Source organism: Paenibacillus sp. FSL M7-0656 (assembly GCF_038003225.1).
In the GTDB taxonomy this organism is placed as follows: Bacteria; Bacillota; Bacilli; order Paenibacillales; family Paenibacillaceae; genus Paenibacillus; species Paenibacillus amylolyticus.
In genome coordinates, this window is record NZ_JBBOOT010000001.1 from 6,693,219 (window position 1) to 6,711,223 (window position 18,005).

General features: G+C 44.7%; 16 protein-coding genes. 11 read left to right on the forward strand and 5 right to left on the reverse strand.

All coding sequences use genetic code 11. The annotated features are described in order from the left end of the window. The first annotated feature begins 55 nt into the window (after positions 1-55). The 5 genes from MHI01_RS29240 (at position 56) to MHI01_RS29260 (ending at position 5,001) form a co-directional block, all read left to right on the forward strand. On the forward strand, positions 56-859 hold the full coding sequence (locus MHI01_RS29240) for a response regulator transcription factor (protein ID WP_036674925.1): 804 nt from the start codon (positions 56-58) through the stop codon (positions 857-859). Positions 860-1,013: 154 nt separating this feature from the next. Further along, positions 1,014-2,381 (forward strand): nucleotide sugar dehydrogenase, encoded by a 1,368-nt coding sequence (locus MHI01_RS29245; protein ID WP_036674926.1) that lies wholly within the window; start codon positions 1,014-1,016, stop codon positions 2,379-2,381. Positions 2,382-2,416: 35 nt separating this feature from the next. Further along, a complete protein-coding gene (locus tag MHI01_RS29250; RefSeq protein ID WP_340984696.1) occupies positions 2,417-3,310 on the forward strand; it encodes a hypothetical protein in 894 nt (297 codons plus the stop codon). Between the two features lie 566 nt (positions 3,311-3,876). Next, positions 3,877-4,563 carry a hypothetical protein gene (locus tag MHI01_RS29255; protein ID WP_315372547.1) on the forward strand — a complete coding sequence of 229 codons (687 nt, stop codon included), beginning with the start codon at positions 3,877-3,879 and terminating at the stop codon, positions 4,561-4,563. A gap of 96 nt (positions 4,564-4,659) precedes the next feature. After that, on the forward strand, positions 4,660-5,001 hold the full coding sequence (locus MHI01_RS29260) for a DUF3139 domain-containing protein (RefSeq protein ID WP_315372548.1): 342 nt from the start codon (positions 4,660-4,662) through the stop codon (positions 4,999-5,001). Between the two features lie 658 nt (positions 5,002-5,659). On the opposite strand, the gene MHI01_RS29265 is transcribed toward MHI01_RS29260, so the two are convergent. Then, positions 5,660-6,532 (reverse strand): helix-turn-helix transcriptional regulator, encoded by an 873-nt coding sequence (locus tag MHI01_RS29265; RefSeq protein ID WP_315372549.1) that lies wholly within the window; start codon positions 6,530-6,532, stop codon positions 5,660-5,662. 667 nt (positions 6,533-7,199) lie between these two features. On the opposite strand from MHI01_RS29265, the gene MHI01_RS29270 reads away from it, so the two are divergent. From MHI01_RS29270 to MHI01_RS29295, 6 genes are all read left to right on the forward strand, one after another. After that, positions 7,200-8,402, forward strand: a complete 1,203-nt coding sequence (locus MHI01_RS29270; RefSeq protein ID WP_340984698.1) for an LLM class flavin-dependent oxidoreductase — start codon at positions 7,200-7,202, stop codon at positions 8,400-8,402. Between the two features lie 249 nt (positions 8,403-8,651). Next, complete coding sequence (locus MHI01_RS29275) at positions 8,652-9,926, forward strand: ABC transporter substrate-binding protein (protein WP_340984699.1); 1,275 nt, start codon at positions 8,652-8,654, stop codon at positions 9,924-9,926. A gap of 3 nt (positions 9,927-9,929) precedes the next feature. Next, positions 9,930-10,802, forward strand: a complete 873-nt coding sequence (locus MHI01_RS29280) for a carbohydrate ABC transporter permease (RefSeq protein ID WP_017687487.1) — start codon at positions 9,930-9,932, stop codon at positions 10,800-10,802. Positions 10,803-10,851: 49 nt separating this feature from the next. Further along, the gene (locus MHI01_RS29285) at positions 10,852-11,667 is read left to right on the forward strand and encodes a carbohydrate ABC transporter permease (RefSeq protein ID WP_036674932.1); all 816 of its coding nucleotides are present in this window, start codon (positions 10,852-10,854) and stop codon (positions 11,665-11,667) included. Between the two features lie 113 nt (positions 11,668-11,780). Then, positions 11,781-12,998: an MFS transporter gene (locus tag MHI01_RS29290; protein WP_036614537.1), complete on the forward strand. Its 1,218-nt coding sequence runs from the start codon at positions 11,781-11,783 to the stop codon at positions 12,996-12,998. Between the two features lie 278 nt (positions 12,999-13,276). Continuing rightward, positions 13,277-14,164, forward strand: a complete 888-nt coding sequence (locus MHI01_RS29295) for a cell wall hydrolase (protein ID WP_235431594.1) — start codon at positions 13,277-13,279, stop codon at positions 14,162-14,164. A gap of 121 nt (positions 14,165-14,285) precedes the next feature. Here the strand turns inward: MHI01_RS29295 and MHI01_RS29300 are convergent, their stop codons facing one another. The 4 genes from MHI01_RS29300 to MHI01_RS29315 form a co-directional block, all read right to left on the reverse strand. Next, complete coding sequence (locus MHI01_RS29300; protein ID WP_282320831.1) at positions 14,286-14,996, reverse strand: ABC transporter permease; 711 nt, start codon at positions 14,994-14,996, stop codon at positions 14,286-14,288. After that, complete coding sequence (locus tag MHI01_RS29305) at positions 14,993-15,838, reverse strand: ABC transporter ATP-binding protein (protein ID WP_253501708.1); 846 nt, start codon at positions 15,836-15,838, stop codon at positions 14,993-14,995. Before MHI01_RS29305 ends, MHI01_RS29300 begins: the two co-directional genes overlap by 4 nt. Positions 15,839-15,976: 138 nt before the next feature. Then, complete coding sequence (locus MHI01_RS29310; protein ID WP_282320832.1) at positions 15,977-16,912, reverse strand: LytTR family transcriptional regulator DNA-binding domain-containing protein; 936 nt, start codon at positions 16,910-16,912, stop codon at positions 15,977-15,979. Positions 16,913-17,234: 322 nt separating this feature from the next. After that, the gene (locus MHI01_RS29315) at positions 17,235-18,005 is read right to left on the reverse strand and encodes a hypothetical protein (protein WP_282320833.1); all 771 of its coding nucleotides are present in this window, start codon (positions 18,003-18,005) and stop codon (positions 17,235-17,237) included.

Sequence of the window (18,005 nt, forward strand, 5' to 3'; positions counted from 1 at the left end):
TGTAAATAATATTTTTTGGACTTATAGATAATCGAGGAGAAGGGTGGAAAAGAACATGCCAAATACGGCGACATTGCAGCGTGAGGCTGCCGTTAATGTGTACCGAAGTGTAGAACAGGGATTGAAGGAAACGGGTGCCGAAACATGCGGCTTAATGTTCATCCATTGTGCAGGAAACTCTCAACCTGAGCAGCAGGTCAGGACACATCTGGAACAAACGAGTGAGTCTGCCTTCCAGGTGTGGAAGGATGGGGCTACCCAAGCGATTGCCGTCCTGTTGCCAGGTTTGTCACTGGATGAAGTTCATTATGAAGGACTTCGGATCAAACATGAGTTGCAAGAGACTGTACCCGGTGCCGATCCACAGATTACACTGGCCAGTTTCCCGGAAGGGGAGCGCCCTTCGAAGGCAACTATTCAGCATATGGCTGAGTCCTCGAAGCTCGTAGATTCGTCGGAAATTCATATCTACACGCTGGACAATACGGCGGACGAGCCGGAACGAATTTTGATTGTGGACAACGATCCGACGGTACGCGAATTCCTGCAATTGCGGTTGAAGATGCAGGGATACGAAACCTATGAAGCGGTTGATGGACTGGCTGCACTGGAGTTGATCGAGAAAGTCACACCAGATCTGGTGCTCACCGAACTGAATCTGTATGGCATCGATGGTCTGCCGTTCATCCATCATATTCAGAATCTGGAGATGGAGCAGCCGCCCAAAATTGTCGTGTTGACCGAGCAACGTGTCGAGCAGACGATTAGTCAATGCTTCCGCAGCGGAGTCGATGATTACATGACCAAACCGTTCTCGCCTGTAGAGCTGGATGCCCGAATCAGACGCTGCCTGCATTAGAAGACGGCTTGAATAAGCTGATTGTGTGAAGTGCAAAGTAAGAGCTTTTTTTACACTATGAATCAGATAGATTAGAGCAACATTTAGAGCACAGACACTCATCTATTTATATGGATTTTAAGCACCACCAAATACACTGCCCGGAGGGAATATCATGGAGAATCAACAATTCCACACATTACTGAATGCGATTGAAAATAAAGAAGCTGTACTCGGCGTCGTCGGGCTCGGTTACGTAGGACTTCCACTTGCCGTGGAAATGGTCAATCAAGGTTTCACGGTAATCGGAATTGATCTGGATGCGTCCAAAGTAGAAAGTATCTATCAAGGAGATTCCTATATTCACGATATTTCGTCTGATGAGTTGAAAAAAGTAATGCAAAGCGGTCGTTTCCAGCCAACGACAGATTACAGCATGCTGCGTGTGATCGACGCCCTCAGTATCTGCGTACCGACACCTCTTAGTGAGAATCAGGACCCGGATACGTCTTACATCGAGACGGTTGTGGATCAGATCAAACTGCACATGAAACCAGGCATGCTGATTACGCTGGAGAGCACCACTTATCCAGGTACAACCGAAGAACTGATCCAGCAGCAGCTGGACAAGATCGGACAAGAAGCAGGTAAAGACTATTTCCTCTGCTTCTCGCCTGAGCGTGTGGACCCGTCGAACGGACGTTTCACAACATTTAATACGCCGAAAGTAATCGGGGGCACAACTGAAGCTTGCTTGAAGCTCGGAACAGCGCTATATGGAAAATATGTAGAAACCGTAGTACCGGTATCTTCACCAAAAGTGGCTGAGATGTCCAAACTGCTGGAGAACACATTCCGCAGTGTGAACATTGCCTTTGTAAATGAAATGGCGATGATGTGTGACCGCATGGGCATCGATATCTGGGAAGTTATTGACGCGGCGGCGACGAAACCATTTGGTTTCATGCCATTCTATCCAGGGCCAGGCATCGGTGGACACTGCATCCCGCTTGATCCGATGTACCTGTCATGGAAGGCCAAAGGCTTCCGTTTCTATAGCAAATTCATTGAGCTGGCGCAATCCACCAATGACAACATGCCATATTATGTATTGAACAAAACGTCAACGATTCTGAACGAATACGCTAAATCCGTACGTAAATCAAATATTCTGCTCCTTGGCATGTCGTACAAGCCGAATATTGCCGACCTGCGTGAATCACCAGGACTGGAAGTATATGAACTGTTCAAGGAAAGTGGAGCTAACGTTAGCTACTACGATCCACATGCGGATTCCTTCCAGGACAAACATGGCGAGACCGTACACAGCGAAGCGTTCAATCTGGAGCAGTTCAAGAAGTACGATTGCATCGTGCTGATCACCAACCACAGCGATTTGCCTTACTTTGATATTGCCGAGATGGGTGTGCCGATTCTGGATACACGTAATGCGTTCCGTTCGTACACACATCCGCATATCTACAAAATTGGTCACTCGGTACAGCATCCTGTGCTTGAACCAAGTGAAGCGTTGCTCGTCTGAGGAAATATATGAGGCAACGGGGCAAGCTGGTGGGTATGGCGAAATGGGCTATTCTGGCTGTGGTGTTGTGCCTGCTGCTTCTGTCCTGGATGTTCAAATGGTTCTCGGCAGAGGAACACAAAGCGACCTGGCTGTGGGACGCGTCCATTATTGCAGAGCAGACACCTGAGATTATTGCTTTCTCCAAAGAACAGGGCGTCGATACCATCTTCCTGCAAATCCAGGATGAGTTGCCTGACTCAACATACCGCAAATTCATTGCGGCTGCCCGACAGGCTGAGATTGAAGTGCATGGACTTAACGGTCATGCAGACTGGGCCTATGAGGAGAAGCGGGATGAAGGACTTGCTTTTATCGAGCGAGTAAGAGCATACAATGCAGCTTCGGCCAAGAATGAACGCTTCCAAGGTATTCAACTGGATGTGGAGCCGTATCAGTTGAAGCGCTGGGAGAACGAGGAGAGCAGCGTCATTGCAGAGTGGCAGAACAACATGAAGGCCTGGACAAAAGCCGGCGAGGATGCCGGACTGTACATGAGCGCTGCCATTCCTTTCTGGCTTGATGCCCGTCAGTCGGCTGAAGGAGGTACATTCAGTCGCTGGGTGATCTCCCACTTTGATGCGGTGGCCATTATGGCTTACCGGGATAGTGGGCAGCAGATGTATGATCTGTCCAAGGAAGAACTGGACGAAGCGGATGATCTCGGCAAGAAAGTCTGGATCGGAGCGGAACTCGCGGATACACAAGAGGGTGATCACCTGACCTTTTTCCGTAAACCGGTTAGCAATATGAATGAAGAGATGGCAAAGGTGTTTGATCTGGGTACCTCTCATTCTTCATTTGCAGGTGTGGCTGTGCATCATTATGAAGCATGGTATGCCAAGGAGAACGGTATTCCGCTTGCGCGCAAGGATGAAAAGAAGGAATAGTATTAAGCGAGAACATGCATAAACAAGACATACAGTTACAACATACAAGACGAGTTTTAACGTTATTTATCCATCCCTTTTGAGCAAAAGGAATTCGTTCCTTCCGTCTGTAGCTCAAAAGGGTTTTTTACATAAGACAGTTAGTGGGAAAATTAATCATAGTAGCTTGAGCTTAAGGACAGTACTTTCTTTTTCTGTACCCCAATGTGACATTACCTTTTAGTTGTTTCAGTGAATAAATCTATATAAGTATTATTTTGCTATCATATGGATAGCGAACAGTTATTTGGAATAGTGATTATCAAAAAATGGGATACATCCTAAAAATCCGAATCCAAGCTATAGTACTTAATGGGACTTAAATCATATATAAGCCAATAGTAAAGCTTCATTCGATTCAAATTATCTGGGGTGGAATACCGGGTTTTGATATCGGAACCTAATAATATCCTTTTTTGTTATTATTAATAGGTGTATTCTACTATTTACATATATTTTATATTGTAATATTATTCCTTTATCGACATCGGCCGAAGTTCGAAATATACTCATTTTGGAGATAAATAATGAAAAAAACAAAATTGTTAACTAGTTTCTTGTTGCTAATGATCTTCTCTATTTTTTCTATCGGTATGGCTAGTGCAGAAACTACTACATATGCCGAACAACAAATTACTGAATCTCCGGCAGCGAGAGCCTCAGATTTTAATAACAATAATACTGTAATCACAGAACAGAAGGATGACTCCGTAGGAGTATTCGCAATACCGGATGAGTATTATCCAGGAACTTCTACACCTATTCGTGTTGGTGACGTACTAGTAACCAACAGTACTAGTTCAAAAGGTCTGACAGGACATGCTGGCATTGTAACGGATCTTGGAGGAAGTGTTGTCTCAATTGGTGGTTACGACTTGCCACTAGAGAAAATTTCTATTTCTACATGGAAAAGCAGAAACAAGAATACCAAGATTATGCGTTATACAAATTCAAGTGTAGCTAGCAAAGCGGGTGCATGGGCTGCTTCCTACTATACAAATTATAAAAGTGTGGTAAAATATGGTTTGATAAACACAATTGGATCCTACGAAAAGGAAACATATTGCTCTAAAATTGCTTGGGATGCTTATTATTTTGGTGGAGGAGTATCCATTGATGGACATGGACCATTTTGGAGTGGTATTTATGGCCCCTATCATTTTCTGAATGAAAAAGGTTTCTCATTGGCTGGTTCTTGGGGAAGTAACTTCTAAATAGTTCAAATATTTCTTATATTCACAGTTAAGCTCCCTTTGGGGCTTAACTGTGAATTATTTCTAGTTTCAACTCTCATAATAGGAGGACTTTATATGACTAAAAGAATTAAAATCAGTTTGCTATCTATTCTAGCGTTAGTTGTAGTTATATCAGGATGGGGATATTTAAGTTTATTTGGTAATCCAATCAAAAAAAATGATGCTGAAGAGAAAGTGAGAGCCTATTTAATTCAACAAAAAGGCTATTCACCTGAGGAGCTTAAAGATATATCCGGCACGTATTCCTTCAAAAGCTCAGAAGCTCCTTATGGTGCTGCCGTAACATTCGCTGACGAGCCTAATGATAAGTATCAATACATCATTTTCAAAGACGGGAATATTGAACAGTTCAGCTCTTCAAGTGACAATCCAAAGCATCAAGAGCCTATGAACTAGATAAAATATTTGAAATATAGCAAAATTCACTTTTCTTTCTTACCCTTTGAAAGTCACAAAGAAGGGATAAATAGCGAATTATACAAATATAGTACAGATTAAAGTAGCGATTATTTTTTTTATAATGTAATTTATTGTGCTGGCATGTGTGTTCTTAAGTGAATTCAGATTTTTTAAAGGGATACCGCTTTATTAGGGGGAGATCCCTTGAATGTTTCTGTAATTAAGGGAGAACCTCAGGAATTTTCTTACTTTAGCTCAGTAAATCGTTCTAAATACGTTCAGTAAAATTTTTCCTTTAAATTACTAAGCACCAATTTGTGTTTCGTTATTGTCTCAACTATTTATACAGGGTAGTTCTGAACGAAAACGAATCTCCTATAGTTGAGACGCACAGGAACTTATTTTATACATATGAATGAAATGTGAATCTACCATCTGTAACTCCTAAACTTGAATTTTGTTTCATTTATGTAAGGTTATATTCATTTTTCTTATATACACATATTGTTTAGTGTTGCCTACATATATGTAGGAGCGTTAATTACAATTATATAGTTCAAAAAATAAGGCAAGTCCACGGTCAAATGATCGAAGGAACGTGCCTTTTATTGTTTCTAGCCATATCAATAAACAGATTCCACTTTTCTTTATGGACTTACTCTTTACTGCTCTCCGCTGTGCGATAGCGATTGGGCGGCAGACCAACTTGCTTTTTGAACGCTTTAGAGAAGGAGAACAAGTCCGGGTAACCTACGGAATGAGCCACTTCAGTTAAGCTTAGCGGCGTCTGCACGAGTAGACGTTTGGCTTGGGTCATTTTCAATTGCTGGATATATTGCACAGGGGACAGACCATAGGCTTTGCGGAACTGTTTGGCAAAATGGGTTCGATCCACACCCGCATGAGCGGACACACCTTCCACGGAGATGCCGCCTGCAAAATGAATGTCCATGTATTCCTTACCTTTCTGAAGCCAAGGTGTGGCTGAATCCGGTTGCAATCCTTTGGTTGCGGGGGAGCGGGCAATCCGGTCGAATAGAGTTAGAAACCGGGTGAGTCGTCCCAGATCACTCGCTCCGTCCTGCGGTTTGCGAACATCCTCCATGAACGCGCGCATCGCACTTGCAGTCTCCGGGGTAAGTACACCTGAACGGTATGGTGAGTCGGGTGTAAGTCCAATTCGGGAAAGCAGTTCGGCTGCATGTGCACCATCAAAGGCAATAAATATTTTCTGCAACGTATCCTCGGGGTCCGTCCAGTACTCATGGGTAACATGTGGAAACAGACAGAACGCATCCCTGGCACGAAGGGCGTGACGCTGTCCGTTCTGTATGAATGTACCTTCCCCCTCCAGCACAAATAGCAAATAATAATAAGGTGTAGTGCGCGGGCCAATATGATAGTTGGTCTTGGCTATATTACGGCCGATGCGGATCGGCCAGGCGCCACCAGCTTTCTCGAATTCAGATGGAGTGAAGAAAATAATATCCAAAAACTCATGGTGGTCCTCCTTCATGCTCTCGGTCATCAGGAACACCTCTTTATTATATAAGTATCGTTTGTACATTCTAAAAGTTTCGCTTATAGATGTAGTTCAAAAAGTCCACTTTTGATTACGAATCATGCCTAGTGGCATCATCAACATCGAAGCTGAAATTCAGCCGAAATAAGCGGGAGGCTTACGAAGTATGTTTCCTTTGGAAACATTGTGGTTGCTCACGTAGTTTTCCTACGCTCCACTACTCCATTTCTAGCTTCATTCCATCTTCTCGGTACTGAAAACCAGACTTTTTGAACATGTATTTAAACCTATTATACAGGTGGGTTTTATATATATTCAAGATCAGGAAGACCTAAATCTGAGAAAAGACCACAAAATGACAAAATAAAATTGCCGCGAAATGACATTGCTCACAGACAAATCAATTGTTATGATGTCCATACCTATTAAACCAAGTTAATTAATCGGCATTTGAGATTGGATATGCCTAATAAATCAATTTAAAGAATGACACGACAACGGAGGGGACAGAAAGGACCTGAAGAAGCGAAGCGTGCGCCTTTGTCACCAGATTTCCCCATGAAAGGGGAATGAGAAGAAATCTGGGGACAAGAGTGCTCGGAAGGTTTTCTGTAACCGAAGTGCTTGAGTGAAACATTTTTAGAGCAATTTATCATAGAAGGGATTGACTTTTGTGAGCGAACAGGAAGATATAAAGTTTGGATGGTTTTTGCCTACAGCAGGGGATGGTAAATATGTAGGGGTTGCCCCGGAGCGGGAGCCAAGTTTGGATTATCTGATCGATGTGGCACAGACGGCGGAGAAGGCAGGATTCGAATTTGTATTGATTCCGACAGGGGGAGCCTGTCTGGACGCATGGGTGGTCGGCTCAGCTGTGATGAGTCACACGAAGACATTGCGTCCCCTTGTGGCCATTCGCCCGGGTTTGGTAACACCCGTACTCGCTGCACGTATGGGAGCGGCATTGGATCAGCTATCGGGTGGTCGCGCCATGATCAATGTGGTGACAGGCAGTTCTGTTCGCGATTTGGAGGAACTCGGCGATCCACTGGCACATGCGCATGATGAACGGTATGTGCGGGCGAGCGAGTATATGGAAGTGATGAAGCGTTCATGGACTCAATCGACGGGATTGAATCTGACGGAGTTTGCCGGAAGTGGTTCAAAATCTGGTGCAGACGTACCCAGTGATCCCAATCCTGAATTCAACGGCCAGTATTACAATTTTAAAGGACCGGTAGGCATGCCGGAGACGGTGCAAAATCCGCATCCACCATTCTATCTGGGAGGAAGTTCTCCTATTGCCAAGAAGGTCGCTGTAGAACATGCGGATACGTTCCTTATGTGGGGCGAGCCTCATGACTGGATTCAGGAGCAGATCGAAGAGATTGAGGTCATCCGTCAGCAGGTGAAAGAGGAAACGGGACAAGATCGTCAGCTCCGTTATGGCATGCGTGCTCAGGTACTCATTCGGGATACCGAAGAAGAAGCATGGGCAGCAGCTTGGGAGATTATTAGCAAAGTACCACCAGAAGCGATCGAGAAAGCCAAAGCCGCTTTTGCCGAGACGGATGCAACCAACCAACGCAGACAGAACGAGCTACGGGAACTGTCCGAGAAGCAGCAGTTTGTCGTAGGTCCCAACCTGTGGACAGGCTTGTCCGTTGTGCGTTCCGGCGGTGCGATACTCATTGTAGGTACAGCCGAACAGGTCGCAGAGCGTTTGATGGAATATGGAGATCTCGGCGTTACGACTTTCATTCTGTCCGGTTACCCGCATCTGGAAGAGGCCGAAATCTTCGGACGTACCGTGATGCCGATCATTCGCGAGAAATGGAAAACAAGACAGAAGCAGCATCAAGTTACTACCAATTAAGTAAGTTAACTTTTTTTTACACTTTAACGGAGAGGGCAGAACCGATCTGAAGAAGCGAAGCTAAAAGCTTTCTGAAAGAAAGCTACTTCGTAAGCATCATCTTGCCTTTATCCCCGGATTTTTCCTTTTATAAAAAGGAATTAAATAAATCTGGGGATAACAGCGATCGGAAGGTTATTCTGTCATCGGAGTGGTCAGTATAAACATTCTTTAGTTAAAATATCAAGCATCCTCAGGAGGTCGTCTTTCATGAAAAAAAATAAAAAATTGATCCTGCCGCTTGTCAGTATGCTGGTGATGTCCATCCTGCTGTCAGCTTGCGGTGGCCGGGATAACGTTTCATCTGGAGAGAACGGCTCCTCGGGTTCAGGTAAAGTTACGATCAGCTTCATGCACTGGCGTGGAGAAGATTCCGAAGCACTCAACAAGACTATTGACGCATTTGAAAAAGAAAACCCGAACATCAACGTTGAGATGCAGACACTGCCCTCCGATCAATATCAGTCCACCGTACAATCCAAAATCAGTGACGGTTCGGTAGGGGATGTATTTGCATCCTTCCCGGGTGCACAGTTCGAAGCTTTCACGAAAGCGGGATTGTTCACGGATCTGACCGGATCATCGTTCCTGTCGGCCTACAATTCGAAGCTGATTGAATCAGGACAGCACGATGGCGAGCAATATGCAATTCCGTATCAACTCGTATATAACGATCCAATCTATAATGTAAAACTGTTTGAACAATACGACTTGACGCCACCAACCGATTGGGAAGGCTTTCTGGCACTTTGCCAGAAGCTGAAAGACAATGGCATCATTCCGATTGCCTTTGCCGGAGCGGACATTGGTCCAGGACAATTCATGAATACGATGGTGATGAACAATGCACCGAGTGACGACATTTTTACCAAAGTAGAAGCGGGCGAAGCCAAACTGACAGATGAGTTTTGGGTGAAAACATTGACTCAAATCAAGGAATTGAACGATAAAGGTTACTTCCAGCAGGATGCACTGGGTACGAAAGACCCTGCGGCTGGAGCACTGTTTATTCAAGAGAAAGCAGCGATGCTGGCAAGCGGATCATATCAATTGGCTCAGAACAAGCAGCAAAATCCGAACTTGGAGCAAAAACTGCTTGCACCAATTACGGTAAGTGCAGATCAAGCGAAGTATGAAGGGGTACACACCACCACATTCATGCTCGCCGTGAACAGCAAGTCTAAACATCCGGAAGAAGCGAAGAAGTTCCTCGAATTCCTGAGCAATCCGGAAGTGGCGAGCGAGTATGCCAACCAGACTGGACAAAATGTAACGGTGAATGATGTGAAGTACGACACGCCTGAGCTTCAGGTAGCCGGAGAATGGGCAAGCAAAAAAACCGTGTTCCAGCCACGGTTCACCATCCTGAACGGAGACAATCAAAAAGCAGTAACCAACTCCATCCAGGCTGTACTGAGCGGCACTTCTCCAGAAGAAGCAGCACAGCAGGCACAAGCGATCATTGATCAGCATATCGGGAAATAAACGATGAAAAACCGTCTTCAGCTATCCCTGTTTCTGATCCCTGGGTTGCTGCTGTACGTTGGATTGTTCGTATTTCCTACATTGACGGGGCTGTTCTATTCCTTTACGGACTGGGATGGGGTATCCCCGTCGTATGCATTTGTAGGGCTGGATAATTACAAGGACAGTCTCAGCAGCATCGTATTCCGCAAAGCCTTTGGCAACAACGTGGAGTTCATGTTAACGGTTGTTATTGCACAAACCTTTATTTCACTTGTCCTGGCTCTACTCTTGGTACGTAATACCAAGACACGCATCGTGCTTCGGGCATTGTATTTCCTGCCTGCGATTCTGTCCTCCGTATCGGTTGGACTGATCTGGGCATTTATGTATGATCCATCCATTGGATTGATCAACTATGGACTGAATGAAGCGGGTATGAGCAGCATCGCTCGCAACTGGATTGGTGATCCCAAGATCGCCATCTATTCCATCGCTGCGGTGCAAGTCTGGGCCCACGCTGGCCAGATGATGATTGTATTTATCGCGGGTCTGCAAGGCATTCCGGCAGAACTGTATGAAGCGGCTCGTATGGATGGCGGCAGCAAATGGCAGGTATTCCGTACCGTGACCTGGCCACTGCTGGCACCTTCGGCAACGATTGTTGTGGCCTATACGACGATTCAGTCGTTCAAGGCATTTGACCTCATTTTCACAATGACGGACGGAGGGCCGAACTACGCAACTGAAATTTTGACAACATATATCTATCATACCGCCTTTGGCAGCTATTCATTTGGTCTGGCTTCTGCCGGTTCCATGATCTTCCTGGTGTTGCTCGCGCTCTTGACGCTGTTGCAGTTCAAGGCACTGCGTGCCGACCGGGTAAGTTATTGAGGTTGATGTTGGAGCATTCATCCTGCAATCGAGGCAGAAGGGAGTTCACATGTTTTTAAAATGGTTCAATCGCCTGATCTTATTGGTGTACGCGCTGCTGATTCTGGTGCCGCTGTACTTTGTGTTTGTATCCTCGTTCAAAACAAGCAGCAATTTCTTCACCAGTCCATTCAGCTGGCCGGACCCGTTTACGTGGGATAACATCACTGGCATGTTCCGCAATCAGCCGATGTGGCAATATTTCGGAAACAGTCTGGTCGTGACGCTTGGTACGGTTGCCATTGAGTTATTGCTGAGTAGCATGATTGCTTACGCCATTGTCCGCTGGGGCGGCAGTGTAGGCAAAATTGTATTTGCTCTGTTCGTAGCAGGGTTGATCGTTCCATCCCAGGTGAGTATGCTGCCGATCTATTCCCTTACGCGTACCCTCGGCTGGTCGGACAGTCTCACGGGCCTGATTGTCGTATCCGCGGCTATGCTGATGCCTGTCTCAGTATTTATGCTGACAGGTTTCATGCGCATGCTCAATTCGGAGATTCTGGAAGCGGGCAGTATGGATGGGGCCAGCGAATGGAGACTCTATACGCGGATTGCACTGCCACTGGCTGCACCTTCGCTGGCGGCAACGGCTACGTTCCTGCTCGTCATGGTCTGGAATGACTTGCTTATTCCGATGCTGATGCTCAGCAGTAAGTCCAAGCTCACTTTACCGCTCGCACTTATGCAGTTCCGCGGGGAATACGTGACGAACTACCCGATGATGCTTACAGGTGTGCTGGTAACGGCCATTCCGATGATTGCGTTGTTCCTTCTACTCCAGCGTTACTTTGTAGCAGGTCTGACAGCGGGTTCACTCAAGGGGTAAGGTATCGCAGAAATCGGAAGGAAAAGCTTATTTTGCATTGATTTCTGGAGCATTCTGCATAATAATGATTTAGTGTCAGAATGACTACATAGAGATCAAGGGAGCTATAAGTGATGAGCAAACTGGAAGTATTGCGGAATCCCAAGCAGCGCAAGCTGCTGTTTAGTGCCGGCATGAGCTGGCTGTTTGATGCGATGGAAGTTGGTATGATCTCCTTTATCGTGGCTGCACTTGCCAAGGAATGGAGTCTCAGTCCCGGACAAGTCGGTGTGCTTACGAGTATTAACTCCATCGGTATGGCATTAGGTGCTTTGCTTGCAGGTGCACTTGCGGACCGTTTTGGACGGAAGGCCATTCTGATGTGGACCTTGTTAATCTTTACGATTGCAAGCGGTCTGTCTGCATTGGCGACTGGATTTGCGGTATTGTGTGCACTGCGTCTGGTTGCGGGTATTGGACTTGGTGGAGAGCTGCCCGTGGCATCCACACTGGTATCGGAGTCGATGCCTACAGCCGAACGGGGACGTGCCGTTGTATTATTGGAAAGTTTCTGGGCAGGAGGCTGGATTGTATCGGCGCTCATTGCCAACTTTGTCATTCCGGAGTACGGATGGAGAATTGCTTTTGCCATTGGTGCGCTTCCGGCGTTCTATGCACTGTATCTGCGTCGTGCCATTCAGGACCCGCCGCGGTACAAGAATCATACCAAGCTTCATAAAATCACGTTCCGCGAGAAAGTGGCTACCGTCTGGTCAGCACCACATCGCCGTACAACGTTGATGCTCTGGATTTTGTGGTTTACCGTCATTTTCTCTTATTATGGAATGTTTCTGTGGCTACCTTCGGTTGTGATGGCAAAAGGATTCACGTTGGTTAAAAGCTTCCAATACGTGCTGATCATGACGATTGCACAGTTGCCAGGTTACTTCACCGCTGCGTACTTTATTGAACGTTACGGTCGCAAGTTCGTACTGGTTGTGTATCTTACCTTGACTGCATTCAGTGCGATTGCGTTTGGATTGGCTACAACGGAAGCGACGATCCTGACCGCAGGAATCTGTCTTTCCTTCTTCAATCTGGGAGCCTGGGGTGGTCTGTACGCCTACAGCCCAGAATTGTATCCGACTTCCGTTCGTTCGACAGGTGTTGGCCTTGCCACATCGGTTGGCCGAATCGGTGGCGTACTGGCTCCATTAATGGTCGGTATGCTGGTTCAACGCGAAGTGGCAATCAGCCTAATTTTCACGATTTTCTTCGTGACAATCCTCATTGGCGCAGCAGCTGTACTGTTCTGGGGCCGGGAAACGAAGGGTCAGGAACTTGCTGAGTAATTGTCAATAAATACAACGCAACTTTTGTACGGGTCTGCCTGCCTACGGAAATAACGGGTTGGACAAGCGGTATATGGTTGATACAAGAAGGGGTGTGACCATGGTGTGACCATGGGCTCATGCCTCTTTTTGTTATGTTCGGTGTCGTTTTTTCACTGCGTCATCGGTCCGATAGACTTCATTTTTTCTATATCCTATAATGACACTCGGGATGTCCAACCGTGAGGATTCAGGAGGAAGATGTGGGATCTGGATTCAGAAAAGTGGAGGTTAATGGAATGATGAAGAATAATATTGGAATGGATCAACCGAATGAAATCAATGAAAAGAATATGATAAGTGAATTAGATAGCGTAAGTGAGATGACAGAGATGAAGGGGGGAAGCCATATGAACAGTAATGAACGGACTACAGTTGATAGCACAAATGAGGGGCTGAATCCATTAACGTTTGCTGACAACATGGAACCTATCACTGTCAGTCGGAAAGTCACTCATGGGAAGGGTAACATGGCTGGCAAAAGAGCAGGGCGGGTCAGTATGCTTCTCGGTGCCTGCGCATTGACTCTGGGCTTGACCGTGGCAGCTCCTTCTGCGGGAGCACAGAAGTTGGAACAGGGCGTTCGCAGCGAGCATGTACTGCAATTGCAGGAGCAATTAAGCGATCTGGGGTACTTTGACGCCGGAATGACTGGATATTACGGTACCATCACCAAAGGTGCTGTCCGCAAGTTCCAGCAGGCGCAGGGACTGAGTGCAGACGGTGTTGCTGGTCCAGCGACGCTGAATAGGCTGAACAAAAAGGCCAAAGCCGAGGGCGAGACGCTGCGCCAGTTGGCGAAGCTGATCCACGGTGAAGCGCGCGGGGAGTCTTTTGAAGGGCAAGTCGCTGTAGGAGCGGTTGTGTTGAATCGGGTACATTCGAGTGAATTCCCGTCGTCTATTTCGAAGGTTATTTTCCAGAAAGGGCAATTCACGGCTATAGATGATGGGCAGTTTAATACCAAGCCAACCCAGACTTCTTACAGGGCTGCTCGTAAGGCATTGAATGGCGCTGATCCGACAAACGGAGCGCTCTATTATTACAATCCGAAGATCGCCACTTCGGTGTGGAGTAAGAGCAGGCCAACGCTGCTGACTATTGGGCAGCATGATTTTACGAGATGAGTTAAGTTGAGATAGGTAGTGTAACATTTGAAATGGTAATGGTGAACCTCGGCTGTACGCTGCTGAATGCAGACGTGTACCGGGGTTTGTTTTATATTTTGGTTGTGTAGGCGAGGAGTGGCTACTCATCCTTTAACCGCCGTTGATACAAAATAACAGACACAATCGTTAATACAACCGTCCATATCAAAATAATGAGGAGAGGTTTTAAGAGGTCTCCAATTGTAAAGCCTGTATGGGGTATATTTAGCAAAGTCACAAGTTGAATGCTTGGTGTATAATCCAGCATTTTAAAAATCGGGAAATCTCCAAACAAGATTGTTGCAACAGGAGGAGCAGAAAATACCATTGCTGCAGGAATGATTGCTAATGAAGCTTCAAGGACCGTTTTAGAGAATAAACCACATATCGTTCCTACTGCTGTGTATAGAATTATTGAAAGAATGATTGCAATTGCAAATGCCCATATACTAGGTGGCTCATAGCCTAATATATACGTAGCAATAGCCAGAACAATAGCAGACATGACAAAGACTAAGGTGCTTTTACCAACTAATACATCCATCGTTGTGGCTGGAGTCATCATTAATGATCGTAAGGTATTACGTTCCTTTTCTTCCGCGATCAAACATGCTTGTGCGAAAGAGGTTAAGAGCACAAACGAAATATTTAGAAGAAAACCTATTGCCCCAGGGAAAGAAGGGCCTGCAGTGCGAAAAAGAAATGCGAATAGAATCGGAACAAGCAACATGATGGAAATGCCATAATTGCGTGAAAACTCTTTGTAGTCCTTTACAAATATTGCTCGCGCACGTTTTAACGAGATACTCATAACAGTTCACCTCCTGTCACTTTAATAAAGATATCGCCTAAACTTGGCTCTTTCGATTCCAATCGCTCGATTAAGCCTCGCTTCATCCAATCGGCAATTTGCTCAGCCGTTCCTTCATTCATCGGGAGCTCGTAGGTTTCCCCGTTTACCAATTCTACACAAACGACGTTTTCCCGATGCTGTTTTCTAAGTGCCTTAGGCGAGCCAATAGCTTGGATTTCACCTTGATACAAAATCGCTACACGGTCACATAACAATTCTGCTTCTGACATATCGTGTGTCGTTAGAAAAATTGTTGTCCCTTTCTCATTTAAGTAGCGTAGCCCTTTATAAATATGTGTGGAGTTTACCGGATCCAAAGCTGAAGTAGGTTCATCTAAAAATAATAATTCCGGCTCATGGATAATTGCGCATGCCAGCATAACACGCTGACGCATCCCTTTCGATAAGTGGATGACTTTCTTTTTGCGTTCTTCGCTTAAGTTTACAAACTGCAATACTGTATCGATCGAAGTTTTAGGAAGGTCATATAATTGGCGATACAACTCCAGATTTTCATCTATCGATAATCTTTCATATAGACCACTGTTATCTGACAAAATACCAAAGCGCATCTTCTGTGCAGACTGATGCATCATCGCCACTGGCTGGTTAAATACAGTTGCCTGTCCACTTGTCGGATTTAATTGCGCAGTTAAAATCTTAATTAAAGTTGTTTTTCCAGAACCACTTGGACCCAGGAAACCTAAAATTTCACCTTTTGGAATTGAAAAAGATACTTCTGATAATGCATTCTTATTTTCAAATCTCTTTCGAATACGTTCTACTCGGATAACATCCATGCATATCACTTCCTTGGAGTTGATGACTTAAGCATATAAAGATTACATGCCTCCAACCATCGAAATCCGCCGAAATGTAGCTGTCAACGGCTGAACGGTACCATTAGTTGCTTGATTGAATCGATATTTCCCTGGAAATCAAATGTTAAGATGTGTTTTTAATTCTTGTAATTTTGAACGAGATAACGGAACAATCGCATCTTGTCCTGTATTTAATCGCAAGCTGTAGCTATTTTTCGTCCATGTAATAATCTCTCTTACCTTCTGTAGATTAACAATATAGGATCGATGACATCTAAAAAATCCGAAGTTAAACAATTTCTGCTCGAGCTCGGTCAGCGTCAGCGCACAGATAAAACTTTCTCCACCTACATGGACAAGAACTGAACCATCCATACTTTCTATGTAATCAATTTCAGGCGGATTAAACAAAATCACTTTGTCATTTTTTTTCGTATAAATCTTCTGCAGGGTTATATTGGCTCGATCTTGTTCCTGCACTGTTTGCTTGTCCTCTTCTGAATCACGAATATCCAACAGATGAAATCCGGATTCATTCAGACGATAAATTGAATCACAGGAAATCATAGCATCCTCTAAATTAGAAGTTAAAATTAAAATCTGTATTTGTTTCGAAAGATCATCTAAAATCCGTTTAAACTGGCGACGATCTTGTTCTTCCAAATAAAAATAGGGTTCCTCCAGTACCAGTGTAGGCTGATGTGCAAAATAAACGCGCAGCAACGTCACATACATTCTTTTTGATGGGCTTAGATGCTTGATTTTTACCTTCTGTTCTTCTTTCAAAGCGAAATAATTCAATAACATAGTGGCACGATCATTCCGCTCTGTTACGTTGATTAGAAAAGTGATTAATTCTTCCACCGTTAATTGTGTATACTCGTTTTGTTGAGCTCGAAGTATGTAATATTGGGAACGATCCTGCAGTTGATTCATTAAAATCTGTTTTCGCTTCAAGTCTGTTATAATGCCAATCGATTGGTTACATGCCATATTTAATTCGATTTTGGGTAAAAATAGTTCCCCATCATGATACACTGGTTGAAATTGCATCTTGTCCTCCTGGTCATCACTGCTTTTGGATAATATGTAACAATTATAATGTTGAAGTTATTTTTTGTCAGCTTCAATTGAGATGATTTAGATCCTCGATCAGGCATATGAATAATGAGTCTCCAGAAATCGGTTGGACGTAGCAGCATTGCATACGAAAAGCGATTGGATACCATGGATATATAAACAAAAAACCACTCCAAATGAATGAACTGCATTCCAATTGTTAGACACAACTACCAATTGGAGGTGCAGTTCAATGAATTAGGGTGGTTTTTAGAGTAGTAGTTTTGTCGTAATGAGCGATGGAGCTGTGTTTACACTACTCTTGAAGAGCAAAAGGAATTTTCAACAAAGTGGGCTCTACAATGGTTTTTCCAGTATCGTAGTCATAGACTTTGTTGAACACAAGTTCAATGGATTCCAACTTATCAGGGTCATCGGTATATACCAAACCGTAATTGGTATTATCAATAACTACGCCATCATACTGATTATAGACATATGATTTTCTCATAAAATTGCGATCTGCGGAGATCGGCTTTCCCGTGTTTGGATGAACGGAGTTTAAGCCGTAAAAACCGATATTCTGATCGGTTGTATTTTCCACAGTGTAGAGGATATTGATATAAGTGATCTTGGAACCGATATCTTCCCGATTTAGAATGGAAATGTTTTTCTGTGAATCCTCAGGAATGTCACTAGCCTCTAATAATTGGGCATGAACAATATGAATGGTTAGTGGGCCACGTTCAAAACGTGTATTCAGAGGCACAGACTTTAGTAATTTCAGATTCCCGCCATAATCAAATATTCCTGTATCGCCAGGTTTGGATAGGATCGGTGACACAACACTTTCAAATAGCCTGTTCTGAAGACTGCTGGCGGCCTGCTCGAATTGATCGAGTTCTGGCTCCCATCCATTATAATTGCGCTCGGACCGGAAAGGTTCTAAACCGGTTTCCATGACTTGTCCAGGAGAAGCATCCATAGGCTGTATTTGGTTGATTTCTAGTTGTGTAGAAGTGGCATAATTTGAGCTGTCTGAGCTGCCCAGAAGTGCGATAGCGAGCAGTAATTGAACAATAAACAT

What these genes read in the sequence shown, in the direction of transcription:
- MHI01_RS29240 (WP_036674925.1), top strand. Translation starts at nt 56, where the DNA reads ATGCCAAATACGGCGACATTGCAGCGTGAGGCTGCCGTTAATGTGTAC.
- MHI01_RS29245 (WP_036674926.1), top strand. Translation starts at nt 1,014, where the DNA reads ATGGAGAATCAACAATTCCACACATTACTGAATGCGATTGAAAATAAA.
- MHI01_RS29250 (WP_340984696.1), top strand. Translation starts at nt 2,417, where the DNA reads ATGGCGAAATGGGCTATTCTGGCTGTGGTGTTGTGCCTGCTGCTTCTG.
- MHI01_RS29255 (WP_315372547.1), top strand. Translation starts at nt 3,877, where the DNA reads ATGAAAAAAACAAAATTGTTAACTAGTTTCTTGTTGCTAATGATCTTC.
- MHI01_RS29260 (WP_315372548.1), top strand. Translation starts at nt 4,660, where the DNA reads ATGACTAAAAGAATTAAAATCAGTTTGCTATCTATTCTAGCGTTAGTT.
- MHI01_RS29265 (WP_315372549.1), bottom strand. Translation starts at nt 6,532, where the DNA reads ATGACCGAGAGCATGAAGGAGGACCACCATGAGTTTTTGGATATTATT.
- MHI01_RS29275 (WP_340984699.1), top strand. Translation starts at nt 8,652, where the DNA reads ATGAAAAAAAATAAAAAATTGATCCTGCCGCTTGTCAGTATGCTGGTG.
- MHI01_RS29280 (WP_017687487.1), top strand. Translation starts at nt 9,930, where the DNA reads ATGAAAAACCGTCTTCAGCTATCCCTGTTTCTGATCCCTGGGTTGCTG.
- MHI01_RS29285 (WP_036674932.1), top strand. Translation starts at nt 10,852, where the DNA reads ATGTTTTTAAAATGGTTCAATCGCCTGATCTTATTGGTGTACGCGCTG.
- MHI01_RS29290 (WP_036614537.1), top strand. Translation starts at nt 11,781, where the DNA reads ATGAGCAAACTGGAAGTATTGCGGAATCCCAAGCAGCGCAAGCTGCTG.
- MHI01_RS29295 (WP_235431594.1), top strand. Translation starts at nt 13,277, where the DNA reads ATGATGAAGAATAATATTGGAATGGATCAACCGAATGAAATCAATGAA.
- MHI01_RS29300 (WP_282320831.1), bottom strand. Translation starts at nt 14,996, where the DNA reads ATGAGTATCTCGTTAAAACGTGCGCGAGCAATATTTGTAAAGGACTAC.
- MHI01_RS29305 (WP_253501708.1), bottom strand. Translation starts at nt 15,838, where the DNA reads ATGGATGTTATCCGAGTAGAACGTATTCGAAAGAGATTTGAAAATAAG.
- MHI01_RS29310 (WP_282320832.1), bottom strand. Translation starts at nt 16,912, where the DNA reads ATGCAATTTCAACCAGTGTATCATGATGGGGAACTATTTTTACCCAAA.
- MHI01_RS29315 (WP_282320833.1), bottom strand. Translation starts at nt 18,005, where the DNA reads ATGTTTATTGTTCAATTACTGCTCGCTATCGCACTTCTGGGCAGCTCA.